At 44.8% G+C, this 5,186-nt stretch carries 3 protein-coding genes and 1 pseudogene; 1 reads left to right on the top strand and 3 read right to left on the bottom strand.

What is annotated here, in order from left to right:
* A pseudogene (locus QT990_RS20135) lies at positions 1–610 on the top strand (IS630 family transposase); the annotation flags it as partial.
* 128 nt (positions 611–738) lie between these two features.
* On the opposite strand, the gene QT990_RS20130 reads toward QT990_RS20135, so the two are convergent.
* The 3 genes from QT990_RS20130 to QT990_RS20120 all read right to left on the bottom strand — a co-directional run bounded on the left by QT990_RS20130 (position 739) and on the right by QT990_RS20120 (position 4,871).
* Positions 739–1,662: a hypothetical protein gene (locus QT990_RS20130; RefSeq protein WP_333147105.1), complete on the bottom strand. Its 924-nt coding sequence runs from the start codon at positions 1,660–1,662 to the stop codon at positions 739–741.
* A gap of 127 nt (positions 1,663–1,789) precedes the next feature.
* Positions 1,790–3,187 carry a magnesium transporter gene (gene mgtE / locus QT990_RS20125; protein ID WP_333102113.1) on the bottom strand — a complete coding sequence of 466 codons (1,398 nt, stop codon included), beginning with the start codon at positions 3,185–3,187 and terminating at the stop codon, positions 1,790–1,792.
* Between the two features lie 193 nt (positions 3,188–3,380).
* A complete protein-coding gene (locus QT990_RS20120; RefSeq protein WP_333465675.1) occupies positions 3,381–4,871 on the bottom strand; it encodes an ABC transporter permease subunit in 1,491 nt (496 codons plus the stop codon).
* Positions 4,872–5,186 lie beyond the last annotated feature (315 nt).

Raw genomic sequence — 5,186 nt, 5'->3', positions numbered from 1 at the left:
AGGATGAGTTGGCATAGGATGCGTCGAGGTGTTGGCGGCAATCCAGACCCCATAGAATACAAGGAAAAAAAAGAAAACTTGTCAGAATTAAAACAATTAGAAGATGAGGGAAAAATTGATTTATACTATTTGGATGAGTCCGGATTTTGTGGCATCCCTTGTGTCCCTTATGGATGGCAAGATATTGGTGAATATTTGTCAATTGATAGTCGTACAACAAAGCGTTTAAATGTCTTGGGAATCATGAATCGGCAAAACAACCTTCATGCTTATGTTTCAGAGCAGACTATTAATTCGCTCTGTAATCATCGCCTGCATAGATACTTTCTTTGCTGTGGTGGAGCGGCCAACCGTTATTGTAGTAGATCAAGCTTCTATTCATACTAGCCATGCCATTTTCGAGAAAATTGAAGAATGGAAAGAACGCGGTTTAACTATATTTGAATTGCCTACTTATTCACCTGAATTGAATTTAATTGAGATTTTGTGGCGGTTTATCAAATATCAATGGCTCGAAATAGATGCCTACTCTACCTGGCAATCTCTTGTTTCATCTGTCGAAATAATTCTTAAAGAATTTGGAGATAATTATGTAATTAATTTTGCTTAACTACTTATCAAATCCGTTAGCATCGGAATAGTAAATTCGAGTTAACTGTTGACTGTTGACAGCGAACAGTGAACAGTCAACCGTCAACAGTCAACCTCATTCCGGTGTAACCGGAAATGATATTACCATTATTCGATTAATCCTAACTTGTGTAAGCGCGAACGAATGGCACTAGGCTGTCGCTGAAATCTCTGAGCTAATTCGTCAATTTGTTGACCGCTCGCATATTCTTTCTTCAAATTTTCGTCTTCATCCTGACTCCACTTGACATAAGCTCTGGGATATTTCTGACGAATTTTCTCATTCTGGGTTTTAGGTCGATAACCATTCTTTTGCTCGCCATTCAAACCAGAACCCAACTGTGGGTTAATTTCCCCACCGCGACTAGCTAGCGCCTCTTGTACGCGGTTGGGAATCACAGCAATTTCTTCTGAGAGTTCAGCCAAAGCATTGTCTACTTTTTGCTGAAGTTCTGTTAGCTGCCGCTGCTGCAAATTCCCCCACTGTGGCAGTTCGTTGATAAACTGCTGCAAGTCGAGAATTATTGTTGTCAAAGTTTCGACTTGTTGCAACTCCGGCCGCTGTTTGAATTGGCGGCTGGTTAGTTCGATCTCGCTTTGAATCATTTTAATAGTTTTTTCTAAAATTATTAGTCGCTGGCGCAGGTTCTCAATGGCTGAAATTAGAGAGTGTACGTTTTCTCCAGGCGCAACATTGAGGTTTTCGCGAGATGTTTGAGCAAGTGCTTCGTCTAAAGCCTTTACAGCAATTTGCAATTCCTCGATCGCCCGCTCGGTAGTAGCTGCTTGTTGATTTACGCGATCGAACGTGGCAGCCGTACTTGCTTTAACTTGCCTGTGCAGCTTCTGTCGGTTCACAAAATTCAACACCAACGAAATCACTACAGGCACTTGAGCATAAACGCTCTGCCCCCAAACCAAACTAGCAGCCAATCCCACAGCAGAGGCAGCAATAAAAACCACTTCAGCAGTTTCTAACCAATTGCTCGACTTGGGATTTTGGATTTTGGTTGGTGAATTGGATGATGACATAGCTTAATTGGGAATTGGGAATTGGGAATTGGGCATTGGTCATTGGTCATCAGTCATTGGGAGGCTGTACATCACCGAATTTAAAATTACTATGGTTTTTTTATTGATGCCAATCTACTTAAATATATTAAATCTGCAAAATTAGTCGAGCTAAAGTGAAATAAATCAAGACCCCAAGGACATCAACTGCGGTGGTAATAAAAGGAGCAGACATTAAAGCGGGGTCTAAACCCAAAGAACGAAATAGAAACGGCAGAGCTGAACCGGCAATAGAAGCTAAAATTGCGATCGCAAACAAACTCACTCCCACCGCGAGTGCCACTGCTAAACTCCCTTGCAGAGTATAAGCCCAGCCCGTGGCTACAGTCCCCAATATAGCTCCTAGCAGCGCTCCCGCCATCCCCTCGCGAACAATTACCTGAAACGGGCCCATTGCTGTAATTTCGTCAGTGTTCAAACCGCGAATTACAACAGTTGAGGACTGAGCTCCGACATTGCCTCCAGTGCCAGTCAGCAGGGGAATAAAGGCTGCTAGGGCGACTACTTGGTGCAAAATATCTTCTTGAGCTCGAATAATTGCGCCGGTGACAGTATTAGTTAAAAGCAGAACAAACAGCCACACGACCCTTTTCCGGGCAACAGTGATTAAATCGGTCTGAAAATAATTGTCGCCGCCGGACTGGACGCCGCCCAAGGTATAAATATCTTTGGCTGCTTCTTGTTCTAAAATGTCGATCGCGTCGTCAACTGTAATGATGCCCACCAGACGCTGTTCGCGGTCTACAACGGGCACAGCTAAAAAATCGTAACGCTGGATCAGCCTAGCTACTTCTTCTTGATCCGTGTCAGTTTGAACAGAAACTACCTCGCGAGTCATAATTTCGCCGACAGTTTTGTCGAGGGGGGAAGTGACTAAATCCCGCAGAGATAAAATACCTGTCAAGCTGCGTCCGGCGTCGGTGACGTAAAGAGAATAAATCGTTTCGGTAGTTTTAGCCAAAGAGCGAATTCGGTCTAAAGCTTGGGCGACGGTAAAGCTTTCTTTCAGAGAAATGTATTCCGGGGTCATGATCCGACCGGCGGTACTGGCTTCGTAACCCAAAAGTTGAGCCGTTGCTTCTCGTTCCGTCGGGCTCAATTCACCCAACAGGCGACGGACTAATATTGCCGGCAGTTCGTCAAAGAGTTTAGCTCGATCGTCCGGGGACATTTTGTCTACAATGTCAATGACTTCTTGGCGTTTGAATTTTTCGCAGAGGGACTGCTGAACGCTGGAGTCGAGATATTCGTAGACTGCGATTGCTTCGTCTTTGGAAAGCAAGCGGAAAGCTATTACTTGCATGGTTTCTGGCAGACCTTCGATAGCTTCAGCTATGTCTGCTTCCTGCACCGGGTGCAAAATCGCTTTTGCTCCTTTAAAGTCTCCTTCTTCCAACAGGGCCCTTAACTGCGATCGAACTAATTCCCGCAGTTCCTTTCGCGCGTAGGTGGGTAGAGAAGACGATTGATAACTTTTTTCTGTCATTGATGACCCTCCTAAACCTGTGCTGCGCGCCTTCCTGAATCCAGTTTAGAGCCTATTGACGCCACTGGTTGCAGTTATACGATTTATATCGGCGGGGTTAGCAACCCAGTTTCTTAGTGGAGGCTTCACCACCAAACCAAGATGTATTCTCGCAACCGTTTTTTTTGGTATGGGGTTTTTTATATTGATTTACTTAAACCAACAATTGATATTTTTCTTGTGCCAAACGGTAAAGTGGCCGCCACACCAAACGGTTCGTCAATACAACCAACAACGACATCACAGAAGTAGCAGCCAACAGCAAAGGAAAATTCCCAGATGCCGTAGCCTGAGAAATAGTTTCTCCCAAACCCTCTGTAGTAACAATTTGACCTTTAAACTGCACGTACTCGCTGACAATACTTGCATTCCAAGCACCGCCAACGGCGGTAATAATTCCTGTGATCAAGTATGGGAAAATTCCCGGTAAAATCAAAGTCTGCCAGCGCTGGATTAGGGATAGTTTGTAAACTTGTGCCGCTTCAAACAACTCGGAAGGTATCGATTGAGCGCCGGCAATAACGTTAAACAGCAAATACCACATTGTCCCCAACATCATCAGCGCCACAGAACCAATTTGCAAGCCGCCTCCAGCGTGAATTAAAGCTAGTAGCAACACTGGAAATAAAGCGGTTGCCGGTACAGAAGCTGCTATTTGTACTAATGGCTGCAAAATTTGAGCTAAACGCGGATTTCGACCGATCGCCACTCCGACCGGCACTGTCCACAACAGCGATAAAAATAGCGCGCAAATGACTCGCAAAGCTGTGAAAAATGCACCTCCTATGACTTTTTGCCAGTCAGACAAACTCAACAACCGCAGCAGCAGCACCGCTTCCCAAGTTCCCCAAAGTACAATGACGGCAAACCCACTAACAAATATCCAATTTATCCAATTTCGGATGCGGCTTTTTTGTCGGGGATTTGTTGGTAAATTAACAGGTGCAAAAGCTCTAGCCAAACCGCGATCAAAACTGTCGCCGAGCGGCGAAATACGCGAGTTAAAAACCCGCAGCGTGGCCGATCGCCTTAAAAAATCTAACACGTTTGACTGCGGTACATTGGTAGCTTCTACCGCTTGATATTTAAACTTTTCTACCCACGCAATCAAAGGCTGCCATATAAAAAAATCTATGGCTATAATCACCCCAATTAAGACTGCTAAACCCCAGCCGATCGCTCCAAAATTACCTTCATTGGCTGCCTTGCCCAAATAGGAACCGAGCCCGGGCAAATTAAAGTTTTTCTCCCCCAAGGTAAAAGATTCGATCGCAATCAAAAAGAACCAGCCGCCCGCCACTGACATGACGCTGTTCCACACCAGCCCGATCGCACCAGCGGGCAATTCTAACGTCCAGAACCGCTGCCAAGCATTGAGCCGATAAACTTGAGCAGCTTCCTTAAGTTCTCGCGGAATCCCGGACAGCGACTGATAGAAACTAAAGGTCATATTCCAAGTCATTCCCGTAAATATTAAGATAATCGATGCGAGTTCTACGCCGATTGTTTGACCGGGAAATAAAGTAACTAGCGCTAAAACAACTCCCGGCAAAAAAGATAAAACCGGAATCGACTGCAAAATGTCTAACAAGGGAATTAAAATTTTTTTTTGCTGCCAGGGGGAAGCGGTAAGCAGAATAAGCATAAACTAGGGTAAACAGCAGCGATAAAAAATAGGCTGCTGCCATGCGTAAGAGACTCTGGGCTGTATAGGCTGGCAAGACATTTAGGGTAGTCTCAATTTTGAAATTAGGGTTGTAGTCACTGCTGAATTGAGAAGCTGTTTGGACAATTACCAAAATTAGAGAGAAGATGGCTAGAATCAGCAAACCGTCTTGCCAAGTCCAAGCTGACCTTTCTAAAGTTTTATTTGCCGGTGTTAGAGGTCTTGTCATAATAATTAGTTATTGGGAATGGGGCATCGGGCATCGGGCATGGGGCATGGGGTATCGCGCATTGG

Origin of the sequence: Microcoleus sp. T3_B1 (assembly GCF_036700445.1) — a bacterium.
Lineage (GTDB): Bacteria > Cyanobacteriota > Cyanobacteriia > Cyanobacteriales > Microcoleaceae > Microcoleus.
The sequence above is the reverse complement of the archived record's forward strand: the minus strand, read 5'-3'. Positions and strand labels throughout refer to the sequence as shown.